This window comes from Paenibacillus sp. EKM211P (assembly GCF_011066175.1).
Taxonomy (GTDB): Bacteria; Bacillota; Bacilli; order Paenibacillales; family Paenibacillaceae; genus Paenibacillus; species Paenibacillus polymyxa.
The window spans coordinates 320,115-338,004 of record NZ_JAAMNS010000003.1; the positions used below are offsets into that span (position 1 = coordinate 320,115).

Here is a 17,890-nt window from a genome sequence, read left to right on the forward strand (position 1 = left end):
TAATTGGGGATTTTGACTAATATAGCGGCTCAAAAGTCGGAATATTCGATGAATGATTTCACGAATGACATCCGAAAACGGCTGTATGGTGGTCGTACATCGTCTGGCAATCAGGTAAATGAGGACTCAGCAATGCGCTTTATCACGGTATTTAGCTGTGTTCGGGTCCTATCAGAAGCTGTAGGAGCCCTACCTTTGTTCGTTTATAAGCAACAATCGGATGGAAGAAAGGAAAAGGCAACCGATCATCCAGTGTATGGGCTTCTTCATGACCTGCCAAACACGGAAATGACGTCTCAAAGTTGGCGTGAAGCTATGGTGGGACACCTTTCAACGTCCGGTAATTGCTATTCAGTGCTGACACACAATAGGCGTGGACAGGTATTTGACATTTACCCTCTGGATTGGACGACAGTCCACCCTTACCGTAATACAGAGAGCGGAAAAATAGAATATCGTATCAGTGATCGAGGAAAGCAAGAAATCCTGCCAGCGGAAAAAATGTTGCACATCCCCGGGTTCGGAGGTAACGGTATTGTTGGTTATTCCCCTATCCGAATGGCTGCTGAAGCAGTTGGTTTGGGGATGGCATCTGCACAATTCACTTCACACTTTTACAAAAACGGAATGAATGTAGGTGGTGTGCTTGAGCATCCAGGTGGCTTGAGTGATGTGGCATTTGATCGGTTGCAAGAATGGATCAATGAAAAAGGTGTTGGGCTGGGCAATTCGTGGAAACCTCTTATTTTGGAAGAAGGGATGAAGTACAGCCGGATACCAATGCCCTTTGTGGATGCCCAATTTATCGAAACTCGCAAACTTAACCGTGATGAGATATGTGGTTTGTTCAGGGTGCCACCCCATATGATTGCCAACTTGGAGCGCAGCACTAACAATAATATTGAGCATCAAGGAATTGAGTTTGTTATGCATACGCTCATGCCGTATTTAACAAGGATTGAAGCGGCAACTAATTGGAAGTTGTTCACTCCGGCTGAGCGTGCAGCTGGTTACTACGTTAAATTTAACGTTGATGCGCTTCTGCGCGGTGACTACAAGAGTCGCCAGGAAGGACTTGCTATACAACGGCAAAACGGCATTATTAACGGGGATGACTGGAACATTATCGAAGATCGCAACCCGGCTCCAGATGGTAGCGGTAAAGAATACCTAGTGAACGGAAACATGATTCCTATTTCTAGGGCTGTAAACGGACAAACAACACAAGCTGCACCGGAAGGAGGTGATACGACAAAATGACAAAAATCAAATACTTTAGAGCAGAGGCCAAAAAGAACGCCAAAGAGCGTAAAAAGTTTTGGTCTTTTCGTGCTGCCGATCAAGGTGTAGGTGAGTTGATGCTTTACGGAATTATTGAGGCGCAGACATGGTGGGGGGATGAAGTTACACCTCAAACCTTTAAGGATGAATTGGACAGTTTGGGAGATATATCCAAACTCAACGTTTATATTAACAGCGATGGTGGCGACGTTTTTGCTGGTCAAGCTATCCATAGTATGTTGAAGCGTCACAAGGCCTATGTGAATGTTTACATCGACGGAATTGCTGCAAGTATCGCCTCTGTTATTGCGATGGCCGGAGATACGGTGTTTATGCCTCGAAATTCCATGATTATGATTCACAGTCCGTGGACAGTTGCGATGGGGAATGCAACAGATTTTCGAAAGTTGGCAGACGATTTGGATGCTGCACGTGAAAGCATGATAGCTGCATACCAGGATAAATCAGGAATGGAGCGCGAGGAGTTAATAACTTTGCTTGAAGCGGAGACATGGCTATCCGCAGAAAGGGCGATTGAATTAGGGTTTGCAGATCAGATTGAAAATTCCAAGCAAATAGCTGCGGCTGTTCGCAATGGGGCCTTGACGATTAATGGACAAACCATGAATTTGGATCGTTTCAAGAATGCTCCCATGATTGTGGAGACAGAGTCTGAGTATACCAGCGAAAAAGTTATTCCGCAGGAACCAGACCAGAAAAAAGAGTTACCCAATACTGATCCAGAAGACGTGAGCTATGCAACAAGTTCGCCGATGGCATTATACGAACGAATAACCCTATACAACGAATCTAGGAGGAAATTATAAATGAAAAATAAAACTATCAAGCACCCTATGAACCTTCAACTGTTTGCGGAAACTGGAACTCCTACTATGCAGGAGATGTTGCAAGACCGAGCTGATTTGATAACGCGCCAACGGGCTCTATTGGACTCAGCGAAAAAGGAAAAACGTGATTTTACGGAGGATGAAGATAAAGAATTCAACGCGTTCGAAGCCAAAATCGTGGCATTAGACAAGCAAATCGTTCGCGAAGAGGCCGTCGCTTCCCGCGAAAAACAATTGGATGAAGCAACAAAACCATATCGTCCATCAGCTTCGGTTCTTGGTGGTAACCCTACTCAAGAAGAGAAGAAGGACGACGCTGGTTTTAAAGGACTTGGTGAGTTTATTCATGCCATGCGTTTTGGAGATGAAAAAGGCCGCCAGTTTGCTTTAGCATCCAATCCGGGACAAGGCGGTGGTCGCCAAGTTCCAGATGCTTTTGCTTCCCAATTGCTTGGGTTCCGGAATGAATGGACTATTGGGGGCGGTGCTGGGGCTGGACAATTCCTGCCAACGCAGTTTATGCCTGATAACATCCTACAATTGAACCCACAAGCGGCTATTGTACGCCCACGAGCCACAGTAATTCCTGCTGGAGACCCACCAGATTCCAAAATTACAATCCCTGCCTTAGATCAAGGCACAAACGGAGTGTATGCCGGGGTTGAAGTGGACTGGATCGAAGAGGGCGCCGAAAAACCAGAAACAGGAGGGAAAATGAGTGAAGTTTCCCTTGAGCCGCATGAAGTAGCGGCTACTACTGTTGTAACGGACAAGTTGCTTCGCAATTGGAAAGCTGCAGACACTTTTATTCGTAATTTGTTGTCTCGCGCAATGCTGGCGGCGGAAGACGTGGCATTCTTGACGGGTAACGGCACAGGCAAACCACTTGGAGTTCTGAACGCAACAGGTGCATTGACTGTTAATCGTAAAGCAGCAAACCAAATCAGCTATATTGATGTGGTAAACATGCTTGCAAAACTGCTACCGGAATCGGTTGGTAGCGCGGTATTCGTCGCTCACCAATCTACATTGCCGCAGTTGATGACCATGCAAGACCCTGCTGGGCGGTACATCTTTATTCAAGGCGACGCGACAAAAGGTATTCCGTCCACACTTGCTGGTATCCCAATTCGCTTTACGGGCCGCACGAGAGCGCTTGGCACAAAAGGCGACCTGCAATTGGTGGATTTCTACTACTACCTCATTAAAGACGGTAGCGGCCCTTTCATTGATGCGTCTGAACATGTCTTGTTCCGCAGTAACAAAACGGTAATCAAGGCATTTTGGAATGTGGATGGCAAGCCGTGGGTAATTTCCCCGCTCACGTTGGAGGATGGAGCAACAAAAGTTAGTCCTTATGTGCTGTTAGACGTACCAACAGCCTAAATAAAACGATAGACCCGGATCACGCCGGGTCTTCTAAGGAGGAAACCCAATGCCTAAGGGAGATAAACTACAATATCTAGTAACATCCACTTTTACGGATAAGGAAACGGGTGATGTCGTGTTGCCCGGCTCCTACTTTGCAGCCACGGAACAACGCGCACGTCGTTTGCAAGCTGCTGGCGTAATTGCAGACGACGATACAGGGACACCACTTGGAACTGACCCAACGAATCCTGCGCCTGATGCGGATAAAAAGCCAAGCAAACCTAAAACAACTAAGACGGATACCCCAGATGTACCTGACACATCCGATGCACCTAATGTACCTGATGTACCGGACGCTGGTGGTGACACGAATGCTGACAACCCTACAGAGGGCTAAAAGATATCTGTCCATTCCCTTGGACGATACATCACAAGATTTTACACTTCTCACCGCTTTAGGAGCAGCTTCGGAATGGATTGAACGGGAATGTAATCGAAGCTTCGAATACAAGACATATCGGCAGACGCTAGACGGTCCTGGAACTAAGTTCCTCCGGCTTCGAAATTTCCCGATTCATTCTGTCTCATTACTTAACCTGAATGGCAAAGACTTTTTGAGTGATCCGTTTACTGTAGAGTCTGAAAACGGCATGCTCTTCAAACGCTCTGGCTGGCCTTGTGGCGAACGTATTATTGAGGTCGAGTATTTGGCTGGGTACATCTTGCCGAGCGATTCGCAGGACGCGCCAGCGCCTACACTGCCGCAAAAGTATGAATGGGCCTGTGTACTTCTTGCTCAAACACTAATGCGTGAACAAGGTGTAACCTCTGAGCGAGTGGGCGATATATCTGTAACATACAAAGATGAGGGCCGAAGCCTGCCGGGTGCAGTCAAGGCCCTTATTCAGTTATGAGGTGATTGTATGGCTGGCGCAAGACGGACCCGCACTCGCCGTGCTAACGTGGAACTGGATGAAACGAGTTTCCTTCCGGCAATCATGGCCAACTTAAACAAGCTTGCCAAAAAAGAGGTTCATATAGGTATGCAAGGTGATGCGGATCTGGCGATGATTGCGGGTGTTCATGAATATGGGTCTGCCAAGATGAAAATACCAGCTCGTTCATTTATCGGGACTGGTAAAAAGAAGTCTGCTGCCGGTATATCCAAATGGGTCCGCACGAACATAACACCTGTCGCTATGGGCGATATGGACGTTATGTCATTTCTTGAACAGGTTGGAGTAATAGGGGAAACCAAAACACTTGCTAATTTTAATAGGATTAAGCAGCCGCCACTTTCTCCACTTTATGCCCGGCGTAAGAAGGGGAAGAAAATCCTTATTGCAGAGGCCGATCTTCGGGACTCTATTACTCATGTGATCGTGGACAAGTAGGAGGTAGGTTATGCGTAAGTTTGCTTTCGGGGGGATCGTGCGGAAATATAACATGCCTTACGTATTTGTCCGGCCCGGTTCAGGGGAATGGGACGAAGACGGTGTATGGGTTCCGGGAAAAGAAGAACGAGTTTCGCTACAGGGTCATTTTCAGCCCGTTTCAGCCAAGCTCCAGCAGGAGGAAGGCGGTAACTATACCGAGGAAGATAGGACGCTGTACACGGCTTCTATGCACTCTAACGGCGACCGGATAGAGTGCCAGGGCAATCATTACACTGTGGATACCGCTGAGGTACGAGAGTACAGCGATATTAATAAATACATGTTGAAAAAGGTGGTCAGAAATGATTCCATTCAAGGCAATCCGGTCAGCGATAGTCCGTAATCTGTCGTCCCATTTAGGTATCAAGGTGGTGGAGCTGAACGGTGGGGGAGAAATGCCGAAAGGTGCATTCCTGACCTACTCATATACTGATGGTCCAGCAGAAGGGCGGGGCTTTCCGGTAGTAACACAGGAAAACGGAAAATTGGTTCAGCGGGAGACGGTGGAATTTACCGTCTCTTTTTTGTCCTACGCTACGGATAGCGCGGACAGCATTACAAACGCGCTTAGAGCGCAGGACTGGCTTAAAACCATTGGGCGGGATGTCCTCAAGGATTTGGACGTGGTTGTTTTTAACATTGGCAGCGTGGACAACCGGGACATTCTTATTGCCGATGAATGGGAACGGCGATTCGGTTTTGATGTGGATTTTCGTATCACTGCCGTTGCCGATCAGGATTTGCAATGGATCGAAAAAGCTAATATTCAAAGGGGGTAATTCTTTTGGCGGTACGCAGTGACGTGCAAGTAATAATTAATATTCTGCGGCCTACTCCTAAAACAGGGCTAGGTAGGCCATTAATCATTGGAGAGGCAGCAGCGGCAAGCGACTTCAAAGTGTACTATGATCTTGACGCTGTGCTTGCAGATTTTGCAAACACAACACAAATTTATAAGGCAGCTTATGCCATGTTCAATCAAGGGGACAATTCGCCTGAGTCGATTGCTGTAATGCAATACAAAACGGGTGATCCAATTGCTGATTTTCTGCCGAAGATTTTCAGTAAAGACTGGTATTATCTTATTTCTACCAGCCGCACGCTGGCGGATGTTACGGCTATTGCCGATGCAGTTGATTTGGATGATTCAAGGTTGTTTTTCACAGCGAGCAGTAGCAAAACGGATTTAGCCACAATAAAATCCAAAAAATATAACAACACTACTGCCTTCTACCACACGGACACATCAAATTATCCAGATGCAGGATTGGTCGGTGCTGTTGGTTCTAAAGATGCAGGCAGTGTCACTTGGAAAAACCAAACGATTAAAGGCATTGAACCGTTGGATATTACAACCACGGAATTAATGGCGATTCATGATCTTGGTGCAATTACTTATGTAACCAAAGCCGGGGACGATGTGACCAGTGAAGGAAAAACAGTAAGCGGTGAGTACATCGACATTATTCAGTCCAAACACTGGCTGATTATGAACATTGAATTGGGCGTACAGAAATTGTTTAATCGTTCCGACAAAGTATCGTTTGATAACCGCGGTATTTCACAGATTGAGGCAGTTGTTAAAACCAATCTGCTCCGTGCTGATCAGCAAGGAATGATTGCACATGATGACGATGGGTTGCCACTATATAGTACAACCTTTAAAACACGTTCTCAGGTTGATCCAGCAGACCGAGAGCAACGCATATACAACGGTGGTAAATTCGAATTTGAATTGGCTGGTGCAATTCACGGAAGTAAAATCATAGGCTATATCAGCCTCTAAGGAGTTGTTTTAATTGGCTACTACAACCACATATGATCCTATGGACCTCTCCGTATCAATTGGAGGGGTTTTTCTTACGGGTTTTTCTGAGGACTTGGTAGAGTGGGAAAAAGACGAAGATTCCAATACTTTCAAAGTCGGGGCGCAGGGTGATGTACTCGTAACCAAGGTGAATAACCCACTTGCCACACTCAAAATCACATTGCTTGCAACAAGCCCACAAGTGGCATACATGGACAAACTGGCCGTTACTGGTCAGGTAGTGGATGTTAGTGTTATTTACAATGGCACCCCAAAGGAAACCATCACCAGTACAGCCGGGGTCGTCAAGAAGCCTGCTGCCCGTAAATATGGGAATGAGGCAGATGACCGGGAATATGAAATTCAGTTAACAAACCACGAAATTCTTTAATCCAAATTTAAGGAGACGATAAATCATGTCAAATTTCAAACAAAAACAATACACTTCCAAAATTGAAGGAAAGGAATACCTGTTCCAGCATCCAGGTGTCCGTGCCGTTGCTAAAATTAACGATGCTAGTAAAAATAAACATGGCGTAGTGTTGGAAGAACGTATGTATGAGGAAATGCTTAAAAATGTAATTGTTCAGCCTAAACTTAAACTTGACGACTTTGACAATTATTCTGAATGCTCCGAAGTTATCAATGCCGCCTATGCTTTTATTACGGGGACAGAGGATGATAAAGCAAATGACGATCAGCAAACGGGAAGCCAATCGGAGGGCTAATGAACGTTGGAGTCAATGGCGGCTTTTGTTATCTGATATGGGTGTTACGTACAGTGATCTTTTTTTGATGGACGACGACGATCTAGCAGAGGCAAACGCAGCTTTAGATATCCATATAAAGCAGCAGGAACGTGCTGCAAATAAACCTAAATGAGCGCCTATACGGGGCGCTCTTTTTGTTGTGAGGTGATCGTATGGCTGGCGGCGTAATTGGTAACTTAATGTTTGCCGTTGGTTTCAAAGTGGCAGAAGGTCCGTTGCGCCGAGCTGAGGACCAACTTAGTAGCTTACGCGGCGGGGTATTTGCTTTCGGCGCCGCTGCAACAGCGGCTATGGGGGCTTTCGCTGTGGCAGCCATTAGCGCTGCATCGAATTTCGAGAAGAATATGGCTAAAGTACAAATGGCTACAGGGCAGACTGACCAGCAGATGCAGGCTACAAGAGAAATTGCCACTAATTTGTACGGCCAGAATTTTGGTGAGAATTGGGAGGACTTAGGGCAAGCCATTTCCACCACGGCTCAGATTACAGGGCAAACTGGATCGGCGTTGGAGAATACCACCAAGAATGCCATGCTGTTGGGTAAAGCCTTCGGTTTTGAGGTTGGGGAGTCTGTTAAAACCACAGATACCATGATGCGGCAATTTGGTATTACTTCCGATCAGGCTATGACACTGTTGGCGCAGGGAGCGCAAAAAGGGTTGGATAAGTCGGGTGAGTTACTAGATACGGCGAATGAGTATTCTAACCAATTCAAAAGCTTAGGCTTCAGCGCGACAGAAATGTTTGATACTTTGGCTGCGGGTAGTCAGAACGGGGCATTCAACCTTGATAAGGTTGGGGATGCCGTAAAGGAATTTAACATTCGTTCCAAGGACGGTAGCAAGACGAGTATACAGGCCTTTGAAATGTTGGGACTAAATGCAGATAAGATGATGCATACATTTGCCAAGGGTGGACCAGAAGCTAAGAAGAGTTTTCAGCAGATTATGCGGATGATTGGTGATATAGAGGACCCGGTTCAACGCAACACAGTCGGGGTTGCTTTGATGGGTAGCCAGTTTGAGGACCTAGAAGCTAAGACGATTACCGCTATGGGTACGACTAAATCGCAATTCAATTCTGCCGCTGACACTATGGAGGAATTAAACAAGGTTCGATTTAAAGACCCAGCCGAAGCGTTTGGGATGTTTGGCAGGCAGATTGAAACCGGAATATTAATACCTGTTGGACAAAAGCTGTTGCCTTACTTAAATAAGTTTGGGCAATGGCTAACGGACAATACGCCACAAATAAAGGCTTTCGGGGCAGCGATAGGTGATAAGGTAGCGGCCGGGATAAATTGGATTACAGTCAAAGCACAAGAGTTGTGGCCTACTCTGCAGAATGTTGGCAATACAATCAAAAATGTAGGATCGGCAATGGTCGGATGGGGTGGGTTTAAACCTACGCTTATAGGCATTGTCGCAGCGCTTGTCACATATCGGACAGTAGTCACTACGATTACTATTGCTATGAAGGCATGGGCTACGTGGCAGAAGATACAAACGGCAGCGATTGTTGCTTATAATGCAGCTGTAACAGCGATAACTTCCTTGACCAGAGTGTGGACGGCTGTTCAGACTGCATTCAACGTGGTTATGAGTCTTAACCCAGTTATGCTTATTGTTATCGCTTTGGTGGCATTAGGAGTGGCGTTAGTAGTGGCTTATAAAAAGTCTGAGACATTCCGCAATTTTGTAAATGGAGTGTGGACGGCTATCAAAGTCGGGTTTTCGGCCGTAATGAATTTTATTACGGTTACCATTCCTCAGACATGGGACAAGATCAAGAATGCTACGGTTTCCAAGTTAACAGCGGTATGGAACTGGATTACTAACTTGTTCAATTCTGTTGTGAATTTCATCGTACAGTGGGGGCCAAAGCTATTAATGGTTGTTGCTGGTCCATTGGTATTGGTAACTGGATTGGTGGTAACTTACTGGAGCCAGATAAAGGCATTTACTGTGGCTATTTTTACGGCTGTGTGGATGTGGCTTGTATCGGTATGGACAGGAATAACCGGGAGCATAAGCGGGGCTGTATCGTCAATATGGAGCCGGATAACAGGGGCCTGGAACAACGTAAAGACCACCACATCCAATGTATTCAATGGTGTGAAGTCTTTCCTGTCAAGCGTATGGAATAGTATTCTTTCTACCATTTCAACAACTGTTACAAATATCTGGAACAAAATCACGAGTATCTGGAATCAGATAACGGGCTATTTAAAGGGGATCAACCTCTTTGATATCGGCAAAAACATAATCGAAGGTATGATAAACGGTATTAGCTCAATGGCTGACTCTGTGGTTCAAAAGGTTAAAGATATTGGTTCCAGTATTACGCAAAAAATTAAAGATATCTTAGGTATTCACTCACCGTCTCGCGTAATGATGGAAGTCGGTTTCTTCACGGGTGAAGGTCTTGCCCGAGGTATTGAAGGAACTCAGGACCGTGTGTCTGCTGCTGCAACTGGCATGACGGACGAGATTATACCATCCACAAATAGCCCAACAAATGCACCAGCCCGTAAATTAGCCCCGGCTCGTGTTGGCGGAGGTGGCAGCGCAGGAGGTGCGATGAACATTAGTGTGAATATCGACCTCCGGGCAGATGCTTCAAGCGCTGCGGTTGCCGGGGATGTAGCCGCCGAAGTTCGCCGCCAAGTTCAAAAGATTCTAGAAGAAACATTCCGGCGCAGAGGACTTGAACCGGAGGTGAATATGTAATGGCAATGATAGATAGTCACTACATTTGGATTGAGAAAGAGTCCCCCACATTCGATGTGGAGATAACGAGCCAGCCCGTAGAAAAAGGAATAGATATGGTGGACCATGTGCAGCGCAAAGCCCGGGCAATGCCCCTCAATGGGGTTATATCCGGGCCGGATGCGGCGCGTGTGCTTACGTATCTTAAAAAAGCAAGTGACACCGGACAGATTGTAAAATATGTTGGTCGGACAGCTTTCACCGGGATTATATCCGGCCTAGCGACTGACCACGATTATACAATCGCTGACGGTTACGCCGTTTCCTTTACTATCACTGAGGTTCTTGTCGCTCAATCTTCTTACGTGGGCAAACTGCCGCTTCCTGTTAAATCTCAGGCGGCGAAGATAGTAAACAGCGGGGTAAAGCAAAAGAAATCTAAGAAGAAATCAGGCAAAAAGGACAAGACCAAGAAAGGTAAAAAGGGTAAGGGCAAAAAGGAAAAAGAAAAGGTCCAGAAGGTGAAATTTAAGAAGGGCAGCCCGTGGGCTTAATAGGGGTGAACGCTGATGGACTATGAATACATCGAAATCGAAAAGGAAAATATTCCGTATCGCTTTGATATTGAGCTGGCTGAGCAAATGTACACCTTTGAGGTTCATTACAACTCTGATTACGACTATTTCACAGTTGACTTGGAGTTGGATGGGGAAACATTGGTTTACGGGGAAAAAATCGTATACAGCATGCCGTTATTTTACGATGTCCAGGACGATCGTTTTCCAAAGGTTCCAATCGTGCCATATGACGAATCCGAAAACAGTACAGCCGTAACATGGGACACGCTCGGTGTGAGCGTGTTTCTTTATGTTATAGAGGATAGTGAGGATGAAGATGATGCGTAATTTTGGCCGTGTAATCGAGGTTATGACAGCCGGGATGAAATTCAGTAGCGATAAGTACAACATCGAGGGCAAGGTTCCTTTTGACAATGACACCCTACCGAATGAAAGTGAAATTAAAATTTGGAATTTGGCAGAGACAACCATAAACAATATCAAACGTGGTAAGGTGCTCATGCTCAATGCTGGATATAAGGGTGATGTGGGTCTACTGCTGCACGGCTACATATCCAACGTAGATACCGTTTGGGAGGGCGTGGACAAAATCACAACTATCCACGTTCTGGATAGCGAAGACCTGGACAAACGTGAGGTTAAAGAAATTGCTTTTGCTGAAAACACACTTGCCAGCAAAATAATTAAGCAAATGGCAAGCTACATTGGTCTACCTATCGCTCAATTTAATCTAAATCAGGATTACCGCTATCAGGACGGGTACACCGCCAAAGGCAAAGTAACGGAGATAATCGCAAAGGTCGCTAAGGATTGCGGGACCAGCGTTTATATAAATAAAAATAAATTGTATGTGCGGAATTTGCGGAGTGGTGGCGACAACGTTTTTGCTGTTAATACCAAAACCGGATTGATAGGGACACCGGGACGATTCGAAAAAGATGGGGCCAAGGGCTTTAACATAAAGATGCAGCTCCAGCACCGGGTAACGACTGCTAGTGTTCTAAACCTGTCCTATTCAAGATTTACCGGGAAAACACATGTCCGCAGTGGTTCTCATACCTTCAGCCGAACAGGTGATTTTGTAACGGAAGTGGAGGCGATTTTGTGAGTAAAATTGATCCTGCTGCCGCTATGTCTGCTCTGCTTGATGGCTTGATGGCAAAGCTATACACGGATTTTAATGTGGCCTTTCCGTGTAAGGTCGTTAAATTCGATCCTGTGAAAATGGTTGCCAGTGTGCAGCCGCTTATCCGCACGAGTAACGATCAGCCGGCTATGATTCAAGCCGCTCCCGGGTTGGGTTTTCGCCTGAAGCCGAAGGATGGAGGCAGCGAACAAGAATACCTACCCGTATATAAGCAGGGTGACGTGGTTTATGTGGTCGTTGCAGACAGGGAAATACGTAACGGACTTGCTGGTGCGGTGGTTGCGCCTGACACGGCAAGGAAACATGATAGCAATGACGCGGTTATAGTCGGGATATTCCCGGCTTCTTTTAGTTAGGGGTGACATTATGCAGTCTTTCAGACTTACCACAGATGGCGACATTGAATTTGATTCAAGTGGGAACCTGGTCATGATCGAAGGTGATGAAGAACTGGCGCAATGCTGTCGGGTAGCAATCGGGACCAATGCGGGGGAATGGTTTCTGAATCCAGATATCGGCCTTGCTTTTCGTTTGTTCCTTGGAAAGCTCGCCAGTGAGGAAGAAATGAGAAATGAGCTTACCCGTGCATTGTTGCAGGAAGAACGAATTGAGAGCGTGGACGATGTTACTTTTAAAGTGGATCGTGCGGCCCGGCTGCTGACAGTAACGTTTAAAGCAACCGGGACCAGCGGCGAGATAATCCAGCAGGAGGGAGTGAGTATAAGTGCTGGATGAAAAGGGGTTTAAGCGTAAGAGATTCGACGATTTAATAGACGAAATGGAAGACAAGTCGAAGGAAGCGTATGGGGATAGAATTAATACATCTGCTCTTTCTCCGCTGGGTATTTTTTTGAGAATCGTTGCTTGGTTTTTAGCAATTTTATACGCTTTGGCTGAGAAGGTGTATTACAGCGGATATGTAAATACGGCCGAAGGTGTGAGTTTGGACAGACTTGGCCCCCATGTTGGTGTATCCCGTATTCTTGCACAGTATGCAGTAGGCAATGTCACTCTTACAGGTACGCCCGGCTATACAGTCGCGGCGGGTTTTTTAGTGTCAACAGATACAGATATACAGTATGAAACCACATCCGATGCCACTTTCCCGGCTTCTGGTAGTATGACGGTCCCCGTGGAGGCGATGGAGGCGGGTTTGTCTGGAAATACGCCAGAGGGTACAGTAACGATCATTGTTAACCCGGTACCGGAAGTGACAGCAGTAAACAATCCCGCTGCTATTCTTGGCGGACGTGATAAGGAGACTGACCCGGAATTTAGGGACAAATTCAGTTTATCCGTAGCTGGTGGGGGAAGTGCGACAGGCGATGCTATACGGGGGGCGGTACTGCGGGTAACGGGGGTACGGGCGGCGGCGGTGATTATAAACAATAAAATCACTCCTGATGCTGCTGGCCGTCCTGCAAAATCATATCAGGTGTACGCTCTTGGCGGATCAGACACCGACATTGCCAACGCAATTTTATCTGTGGGGGCCGCGGGCATCGAGTCTTACGGTGACATATCCATGCAAGTTAAAGACCTTAGTGGGAACCTACAGCCGATTAAATTTAGTCGCGCCGTGGTTGTACCTGTTCATATAAAAATTCAGGTTTATAAAAGTACGTCCTATCCTTCTGATGGAGACGATCAGGTTAAATCCAAGTTGGTCCGGTTCATCGGCGGCGCGGATTTGGACGGTACGGTGTATGCTGGTTTGAGCATGGGCGAGGATGTGGTAATGATGCGCCTTGCTGCTGCTGCATATTCCATTGTAGGCGTGGAAGACGTAGTTATAGAGCTGTCCACGAATGGAACAAGTTACGGGCCACATAATTTAGTTGTGGACGTGCAGCAAGTGGCCCAAACAGCAGCGAATTGGATCGAGGTGACACATCATGACTTCTCCGGTTGACCTTATTAAAAAGCTGACAGATGTGTTTACCAAAAATCCAAACAGCAATATAGGAAAGCTTTTTACAATTGTAGCTGGTCCGATAAACGACTTAAAAACTACGTTCAAAACAATCGAAGAATGGCGTGATATCGACACTGCAAAGGGAACTACATTGGATCTTATCGGCGGAAATGTGGGACAACTTCGTGGAGCTGCTTCAGATGAAATTTACCGAATCATGATAAAGAGCAAGATAGCCCGTAACCTGTCCAAAGGGGACGTAAACACGATTATACGGGTTATTGCTCTTGCGGTTGGTGCAGATTACAGGGAAATTAAGATTCAACAAAAATTTAGTGATCCGTTAGATCCGGAACCTGCTGCATTATCTCTCATGCGCTTACCGCTTGATAAGTTGGACGAATCCGGTATTGAATTATCGCAGTTTGTTCAAATAATTCAAAAAACCGTGGCGGCTGGCGTTAGTGTCCAGAGTATTGAACTGGCTGGAACCTTTGAGTTTGGTAGCCTGCCAGAAGAAGCAGACCCAGAGCGCGGGTGGGGCAGTTTGGACGATTCAGTCATTGGCGGCAAGCTTGGCGCGGTTTACGAGCCGGGGAAAAATACAGATTTACCTATTTAGGAAAGGAGTAATTTTATGCCGTTTAAAGAGAAATTACCGGAATGGTTTGCGGCTGGTACCGAACCTACTACTACACAGAAAACAGCGGGTTACACACCGGGTTTGAAACCTCCGGCGCAATGGTTCAACTGGCATCTTAATACAGCTTATCTTGCAATGAAGGAGCTACAAGAAAACGCAGTCCATAAAGAGGAAATAGAATCGCGCTTTAACACGATAAATACTAAAACGGTGACGTTAGAGGCTGGCGTACAGGTACTTAATTCACTCAAGGCAGCTCCGTTTTCTCTATCGGGTATAGCCGGACGGATGCTGGTAAACTTGCTAGGCCGCATGGGAAACTGCGAAAGCGTAGGCCTGTGGTCGTCCAATACCACAATTGCAACGGATACGACCAACAAAACCAGCGGGACCAGCAGTTTCAAACTTACGCTAGGTTCTGTACCCGCTACAGCTTCAGCAAGCTTTTTAACCACGCCAGGTAAAAAATATGTAGCCATTGCTGACGTTAAAAATGGCAATTCCAGCAAGATAGCGATATCCATAAATGGTATTGCTGGCGCCATTGGAAATGATGTAGCAGCAGCTTCGGCTTTTGGTCCGTCTGTTGTCCGTTTCGCAGCGACTGACTTTTTCCATATCGTCACAATCACAGGGACGGGCAACAGCGGCAGTACGTTTAATATGGATTCTGTCCGCGTCTACGAGGTATCTGAGGCTGATTATGCAGCAGCGGCAACCCTAACGCCAGTGCAAGCGGCTGCTAAATGGCCTTACGTAGACAGCGTAATGCCTGTACGTAATCCATATGCGGTACGGTACGGGGAAAACCTGCTTCCAAGCTTTTACGAGTGGACGCTAGTTGACACCAAGGCGACAGAGCCATATGCAGCAGCCATGACACCAACTGTTTCTAACCGCGTAACCTATTACGAAACGGCTACAATCCCAGGTATGTCATACACTTTTTCAGCACAACACACCGGAAACATCGCTCTATCATTCTTAGATGCCAGTGGTAACGTTATCGGGACACCATCCTATACAACATCACAGACGGTATCCGGTACAGCACCAGCAAACGCGCAGCGGATGAGGGTATCTTTTTCGAATCTAACCGTCACAACGGGTACATTGACTATTTCAAACCCTATGCTTAACATCGGCAGCACAGCCAAACCATTCAAACCGCGAGAAGATTCCATGCTGGCGCTGCAAACAGACCTGTACGCCGATCCAGCAACAGGGGCAAACCCTGATACGGTGTTTGAGCGAGACGGGCAATATTTCAAGTCCAAGAAGTGGCAAGGGTTGACGCTTGATGGTAATAGAGCGTGGGTACAAGGTGAGGGCGGCGCTACCGCTGGAGTTAGACAGGTAAAACTGGTAGGGGCGGCACCAGGTGCCGTAGCTGGTAGCGGTATTGGTGTTAAATTTGACGGTAAGATCGTTCCTCAAGGAAGTACAGGCAACACCGCCGACAGCAACGCCGTAACAGCAGCGGGAGATATCTATTTTGGTATTCCAGTTGCAGATAGCGGATGGGCTGACGGATATGGTCCAGACCAGAACGACATCAAAGCCTATTTCTACGGCTACAAAGCGTATGACGCTAATACCATCACTCCTGCAAATGCTCAATCCATGACCACGGCAACGTGGAATGGTACAGGCACTAAGTATTGGGTTCAACGTGTGGGCGCGCCTAACTTCACTCAATCCGTACCGCAACAGTCCTATGCAGGATATACACCATACCAACTCGTATACCAGCTTGCAACGCCTACCGTGGAGCCTATTGTATCTGAGGGACAACTATCATTCTGCGAGGGAGACAATCAGATTGAAGTAGGTACGGGGATTGTGCTGCGTGAATCCGCTAGACCAAAACTGCATACTAATGGGTTTTATTACATCAACAATTCGAACGTCGCCGGAACTAACCTCGCGTATTCGGTCAGTAAAGTTTTGGGAATATACAAAGGGTTACGACCTGACACTGAAAAGTGGGCGCTGTATATAGGTTCAGGTAGCACCAATGGCCCGACCGCCGAGGCATCCGCCGCTAACTATGACGAATCAGCAGCCTACAGCGTTACGTACCTTGTGCTTGATCGTTCGCCAGTCGTACCGTTTACAGGTTCCTACGCAGCCAACGAAAAGACGCTGCTTGCGGACTTGATGGATAGTGTGCAGCAAGCAAACTCACGTGTGTCGGTGTTGGAGAACAAGAAGGCTGACAAAGATAATCCTACATGGCTTACACCTACGTTGCTTAATGGTACAACGGCATTCGGTGTAACTTATCCGAGCGCTAGGTTTTATAAAGACTCATCAGGCATGGTTCATTTGGACGGCATGGTTAAAAATTCTCTGACTCTGATTGAGTTATTCCGACTACCCAACGGTTATAGACCCAATGAACAGATTACGGTTATTACGGTTGGTAACTCGTCCGAAGGCTTAGAACAAGCGAATGATAAGTTTTGCAGATTGTCCATAGGTACAAATGGAGCTGTTACGCTTGTATCAGGCTCTGCTGTAGGGTTTGTGTCACTTGCGATACCACCGTTTTTAGCCAAATAATAAGGAGGTCACGCTATGAAAGTAGTACCTAAAGTAAATACAGACGGCTTCTATCTAGAGGACGAACTGGTGGACGATGCCTTTAATGGTGTCGTCCCTTTTTATGCCCAGCCAGATAGCACTGATCAAGACGAGGGCACCGAACCAAAAAAGCCGGAGCTTTTAGGCTACACAGTTGGCGTACCGATCACAACGCCGGGACTGTTCAAACCGCGTTTCGATCTTGCTGCATGGAAGGTTTATGAGAGTGCCGTATACGAGGCACAGGAGGCGTATATAACCGCACTGGACGAATGGCAATCTAAGGGCAGGGTAGAGGAGGGGCAGCCTGTATATGTTGCTCCTAAGCAGCCTGATAGCCTTTGGACAGAAGGCCTCACACCGGAGCAAATAGCAGAGCTAACAAAGCCAGCTACGCCGGAACAAAGTGAAACTGATTTGCTCCGTCAACGCCTGTCCGATCTGGAATTAGTGCTTACAGAAATCATGCTAGGTAAATGAGGGGAGGTGAAATGAATATGGCAGCTATGTCTATGCCGCGCGTTCGCATTTGCGCCAATGCTTGTATTACCCGGTATGAGCGCGGAGAACGAGGAATTGAAAATGTCGTTGATAGTTATCAAATGGACGATGAAAATCGTAACTTAGTGTTGGCTGAGATTTATTCCAAGCGTCCAGACCTTGCAGCCGATCCAGTATCTGAGCAACCGAAAGAACAAGTGTAACCAGCGCACCCAAAGGGATGCGCTATTTTTATGCCCTTGGAGTGGTCGGGGGCTTTTCTCTGCACTGGAATAATTAAGAGAATATTTAACGGAATA

General features: G+C 46.7%; 23 protein-coding genes. All 23 read left to right on the forward strand.

Translation table 11 applies throughout. The features are described 5' to 3' along the window. Positions 1 to 3 precede the first annotated feature (3 nt). Genes G9G57_RS07495 through G9G57_RS07605 form a run of 23 tightly spaced genes read left to right on the forward strand, consistent with a single transcriptional unit; the run spans position 4 to position 17,794 of the window. Positions 4 to 1,260, forward strand: coding sequence for a phage portal protein (locus G9G57_RS07495; RefSeq protein WP_164964755.1), 1,257 nt, complete (start codon positions 4 to 6; stop codon positions 1,258 to 1,260). Beyond that, positions 1,257 to 2,108 (forward strand): head maturation protease, ClpP-related, encoded by an 852-nt coding sequence (locus G9G57_RS07500; protein WP_164964756.1) that lies wholly within the window; start codon positions 1,257 to 1,259, stop codon positions 2,106 to 2,108. Before G9G57_RS07495 ends, G9G57_RS07500 begins: the two co-directional genes overlap by 4 nt. After that, on the forward strand, positions 2,109 to 3,515 hold the full coding sequence (locus tag G9G57_RS07505; protein WP_164964757.1) for a phage major capsid protein: 1,407 nt from the start codon (positions 2,109 to 2,111) through the stop codon (positions 3,513 to 3,515). Positions 3,516 to 3,564: 49 nt separating this feature from the next. Further along, positions 3,565 to 3,897: a hypothetical protein gene (locus G9G57_RS07510; protein ID WP_164964758.1), complete on the forward strand. Its 333-nt coding sequence runs from the start codon at positions 3,565 to 3,567 to the stop codon at positions 3,895 to 3,897. Next, the gene (locus tag G9G57_RS07515; protein ID WP_164964759.1) at positions 3,872 to 4,414 is read left to right on the forward strand and encodes a hypothetical protein; all 543 of its coding nucleotides are present in this window, start codon (positions 3,872 to 3,874) and stop codon (positions 4,412 to 4,414) included. The genes G9G57_RS07510 and G9G57_RS07515 overlap by 26 nt, the downstream gene beginning before the upstream one ends. 9 nt (positions 4,415 to 4,423) lie before the next feature. Next, positions 4,424 to 4,894 (forward strand): hypothetical protein, encoded by a 471-nt coding sequence (locus G9G57_RS07520; protein ID WP_164964760.1) that lies wholly within the window; start codon positions 4,424 to 4,426, stop codon positions 4,892 to 4,894. 10 nt (positions 4,895 to 4,904) lie between these two features. Then, positions 4,905 to 5,279, forward strand: coding sequence for a hypothetical protein (locus G9G57_RS07525; protein WP_164964761.1), 375 nt, complete (start codon positions 4,905 to 4,907; stop codon positions 5,277 to 5,279). Then, positions 5,239 to 5,715 carry a phage neck terminator protein gene (locus G9G57_RS07530; RefSeq protein ID WP_164964762.1) on the forward strand — a complete coding sequence of 159 codons (477 nt, stop codon included), beginning with the start codon at positions 5,239 to 5,241 and terminating at the stop codon, positions 5,713 to 5,715. Before G9G57_RS07525 ends, G9G57_RS07530 begins: the two co-directional genes overlap by 41 nt. A gap of 5 nt (positions 5,716 to 5,720) precedes the next feature. Beyond that, positions 5,721 to 6,722, forward strand: a complete 1,002-nt coding sequence (locus tag G9G57_RS07535; protein ID WP_164964763.1) for a DUF3383 family protein — start codon at positions 5,721 to 5,723, stop codon at positions 6,720 to 6,722. Between the two features lie 13 nt (positions 6,723 to 6,735). Continuing rightward, positions 6,736 to 7,134 (forward strand): phage structural protein, encoded by a 399-nt coding sequence (locus G9G57_RS07540; RefSeq protein ID WP_019686501.1) that lies wholly within the window; start codon positions 6,736 to 6,738, stop codon positions 7,132 to 7,134. Positions 7,135 to 7,159: 25 nt separating this feature from the next. After that, positions 7,160 to 7,471, forward strand: coding sequence for a hypothetical protein (locus tag G9G57_RS07545; protein WP_164964764.1), 312 nt, complete (start codon positions 7,160 to 7,162; stop codon positions 7,469 to 7,471). Next, positions 7,434 to 7,625, forward strand: coding sequence for a hypothetical protein (locus G9G57_RS07550; RefSeq protein ID WP_143069131.1), 192 nt, complete (start codon positions 7,434 to 7,436; stop codon positions 7,623 to 7,625). Before G9G57_RS07545 ends, G9G57_RS07550 begins: the two co-directional genes overlap by 38 nt. 40 nt (positions 7,626 to 7,665) lie before the next feature. Next, positions 7,666 to 10,242, forward strand: coding sequence for a phage tail tape measure protein (locus G9G57_RS07555; RefSeq protein WP_164964765.1), 2,577 nt, complete (start codon positions 7,666 to 7,668; stop codon positions 10,240 to 10,242). After that, complete coding sequence (locus G9G57_RS07560) at positions 10,242 to 10,775, forward strand: phage baseplate protein (protein WP_164964766.1); 534 nt, start codon at positions 10,242 to 10,244, stop codon at positions 10,773 to 10,775. The genes G9G57_RS07555 and G9G57_RS07560 overlap by 1 nt, the downstream gene beginning before the upstream one ends. A gap of 15 nt (positions 10,776 to 10,790) precedes the next feature. Then, a complete protein-coding gene (locus G9G57_RS07565; protein WP_164964767.1) occupies positions 10,791 to 11,126 on the forward strand; it encodes a phage baseplate plug family protein in 336 nt (111 codons plus the stop codon). Continuing rightward, positions 11,110 to 11,907, forward strand: a complete 798-nt coding sequence (locus tag G9G57_RS07570; RefSeq protein WP_238799271.1) for a phage protein — start codon at positions 11,110 to 11,112, stop codon at positions 11,905 to 11,907. Before G9G57_RS07565 ends, G9G57_RS07570 begins: the two co-directional genes overlap by 17 nt. After that, positions 11,904 to 12,302: a Gp138 family membrane-puncturing spike protein gene (locus G9G57_RS07575; protein WP_164964768.1), complete on the forward strand. Its 399-nt coding sequence runs from the start codon at positions 11,904 to 11,906 to the stop codon at positions 12,300 to 12,302. The genes G9G57_RS07570 and G9G57_RS07575 overlap by 4 nt, the downstream gene beginning before the upstream one ends. A gap of 10 nt (positions 12,303 to 12,312) precedes the next feature. Continuing rightward, positions 12,313 to 12,681 (forward strand): DUF2634 domain-containing protein, encoded by a 369-nt coding sequence (locus tag G9G57_RS07580; RefSeq protein ID WP_164964769.1) that lies wholly within the window; start codon positions 12,313 to 12,315, stop codon positions 12,679 to 12,681. Further along, entirely contained in the window at positions 12,671 to 13,858 is a 1,188-nt protein-coding gene (locus tag G9G57_RS07585) for a baseplate J/gp47 family protein (protein ID WP_164964770.1), read from the forward strand. Before G9G57_RS07580 ends, G9G57_RS07585 begins: the two co-directional genes overlap by 11 nt. After that, positions 13,842 to 14,483 (forward strand): hypothetical protein, encoded by a 642-nt coding sequence (locus G9G57_RS07590; RefSeq protein WP_164964771.1) that lies wholly within the window; start codon positions 13,842 to 13,844, stop codon positions 14,481 to 14,483. The genes G9G57_RS07585 and G9G57_RS07590 overlap by 17 nt, the downstream gene beginning before the upstream one ends. Before the next feature lie 15 nt (positions 14,484 to 14,498). Then, positions 14,499 to 17,069 carry a hypothetical protein gene (locus G9G57_RS07595; RefSeq protein ID WP_164964772.1) on the forward strand — a complete coding sequence of 857 codons (2,571 nt, stop codon included), beginning with the start codon at positions 14,499 to 14,501 and terminating at the stop codon, positions 17,067 to 17,069. A 15-nt stretch (positions 17,070 to 17,084) separates the two neighbouring features. After that, positions 17,085 to 17,570 (forward strand): hypothetical protein, encoded by a 486-nt coding sequence (locus tag G9G57_RS07600; protein ID WP_164964773.1) that lies wholly within the window; start codon positions 17,085 to 17,087, stop codon positions 17,568 to 17,570. Between the two features lie 17 nt (positions 17,571 to 17,587). After that, entirely contained in the window at positions 17,588 to 17,794 is a 207-nt protein-coding gene (locus G9G57_RS07605) for a hypothetical protein (protein WP_164964774.1), read from the forward strand. Positions 17,795 to 17,890 lie beyond the last annotated feature (96 nt).

What these genes read in the sequence shown, in the direction of transcription:
- G9G57_RS07580 (WP_164964769.1), top strand. Translation starts at nt 12,313, where the DNA reads ATGCAGTCTTTCAGACTTACCACAGATGGCGACATTGAATTTGATTCA.
- G9G57_RS07590 (WP_164964771.1), top strand. Translation starts at nt 13,842, where the DNA reads ATGACTTCTCCGGTTGACCTTATTAAAAAGCTGACAGATGTGTTTACC.
- G9G57_RS07515 (WP_164964759.1), top strand. Translation starts at nt 3,872, where the DNA reads ATGCTGACAACCCTACAGAGGGCTAAAAGATATCTGTCCATTCCCTTG.
- G9G57_RS07550 (WP_143069131.1), top strand. Translation starts at nt 7,434, where the DNA reads ATGACGATCAGCAAACGGGAAGCCAATCGGAGGGCTAATGAACGTTGG.
- G9G57_RS07555 (WP_164964765.1), top strand. Translation starts at nt 7,666, where the DNA reads ATGGCTGGCGGCGTAATTGGTAACTTAATGTTTGCCGTTGGTTTCAAA.
- G9G57_RS07505 (WP_164964757.1), top strand. Translation starts at nt 2,109, where the DNA reads ATGAAAAATAAAACTATCAAGCACCCTATGAACCTTCAACTGTTTGCG.
- G9G57_RS07510 (WP_164964758.1), top strand. Translation starts at nt 3,565, where the DNA reads ATGCCTAAGGGAGATAAACTACAATATCTAGTAACATCCACTTTTACG.
- G9G57_RS07570 (WP_238799271.1), top strand. Translation starts at nt 11,110, where the DNA reads ATGAAGATGATGCGTAATTTTGGCCGTGTAATCGAGGTTATGACAGCC.
- G9G57_RS07500 (WP_164964756.1), top strand. Translation starts at nt 1,257, where the DNA reads ATGACAAAAATCAAATACTTTAGAGCAGAGGCCAAAAAGAACGCCAAA.
- G9G57_RS07565 (WP_164964767.1), top strand. Translation starts at nt 10,791, where the DNA reads ATGGACTATGAATACATCGAAATCGAAAAGGAAAATATTCCGTATCGC.
- G9G57_RS07600 (WP_164964773.1), top strand. Translation starts at nt 17,085, where the DNA reads ATGAAAGTAGTACCTAAAGTAAATACAGACGGCTTCTATCTAGAGGAC.
- G9G57_RS07545 (WP_164964764.1), top strand. Translation starts at nt 7,160, where the DNA reads ATGTCAAATTTCAAACAAAAACAATACACTTCCAAAATTGAAGGAAAG.
- G9G57_RS07560 (WP_164964766.1), top strand. Translation starts at nt 10,242, where the DNA reads ATGGCAATGATAGATAGTCACTACATTTGGATTGAGAAAGAGTCCCCC.
- G9G57_RS07595 (WP_164964772.1), top strand. Translation starts at nt 14,499, where the DNA reads ATGCCGTTTAAAGAGAAATTACCGGAATGGTTTGCGGCTGGTACCGAA.
- G9G57_RS07525 (WP_164964761.1), top strand. Translation starts at nt 4,905, where the DNA reads ATGCGTAAGTTTGCTTTCGGGGGGATCGTGCGGAAATATAACATGCCT.
- G9G57_RS07605 (WP_164964774.1), top strand. Translation starts at nt 17,588, where the DNA reads ATGGCAGCTATGTCTATGCCGCGCGTTCGCATTTGCGCCAATGCTTGT.
- G9G57_RS07530 (WP_164964762.1), top strand. Translation starts at nt 5,239, where the DNA reads ATGATTCCATTCAAGGCAATCCGGTCAGCGATAGTCCGTAATCTGTCG.
- G9G57_RS07520 (WP_164964760.1), top strand. Translation starts at nt 4,424, where the DNA reads ATGGCTGGCGCAAGACGGACCCGCACTCGCCGTGCTAACGTGGAACTG.